Source organism: Achromobacter sp. 1011811831, assembly GCF_059760905.1.
In genome coordinates, this window is record NZ_JCBANG010000203.1 from 1 (window position 1) to 888 (window position 888).

Here is an 888-nt window from a genome sequence, read left to right on the forward strand (position 1 = left end):
CGGCATCGACATCACCGCCACGCGCGACCTGCGCGCGAGCGGATCCACGGTTTCGGCGGGCGCGGCGCAACTGAAGGCCGGCCGCGATGCGGCCCTGTCCGGCACGCTCGCCGCCGATGGCGACCTCAAGCTGCAAGCCGGCGGCGCGGCGAGCAGCGACGGCCAGCTATCCAGCACCGGCAAGCTGCAACTGCAAGCCGGCAGCGATGCCACCCTCAAGGGCAGCCTGCGCAGCAACGGCGACCTGATGGCGGCCGCGGGTGGCAAGCTGGCGCTGCTGGGCAGCGCCAGCGCAACGACAGGTGCGTTGAATCTGACGTCGGTGGGCGATCTGTCCATCGGCAAGGACGCCACGGCCCAAGCCGGCGGCGCCATCGGCCTGCGCACGCAAGGCAACTTCGCCACCGCCGGCGCGCTGGCGTCGCTGCAAGCGCTGACCATCAGCGCGGCGGGCGACGCGGCCATCGACGGCAAGCTGCTGGCGGGCGGTCCGCTGTCCGTCGATGCGATCGGCAAGATCGCGGCCGGCGCGGACGCGAAGCTGCAAGCCAAGGGCGCGCTGCGCCTGGACGCCGGCAAGGCGCTGACGCTGGCCGGCCTGGCCGAGACCAATGCCGGCATGACGCTGGCTTCGGGCACGGACCTGCGCGTGGACGGCAGCGCCATGGCCTATGGCGGCGCGCTGTCGCTGACGGCGGGCCAGGGGCTGACGCTGGGCGCGACGGGCAATCTGCAGGCCAGCGGCCTGCTGCAAGCCCAGGCCGGCGGCAAGCTGCAGGCGGACGGCACGATCTCGGGCGAGCAGGATATCCGCCTGTCGTCCAATGCCGACACCGTGGTGAACGGCAAGACGGTCGCCAATGGCCTCTTGAACATCAAGGCCGGCAC

Annotated in this window: 1 protein-coding gene; it reads left to right on the forward strand. The window is 72.2% G+C overall.

What is annotated here, in order from left to right:
• A partial coding sequence (locus AC6LJ9_RS30595; protein WP_498150447.1) for a hypothetical protein occupies positions 1-888 on the forward strand: 888 nt, incomplete at both ends.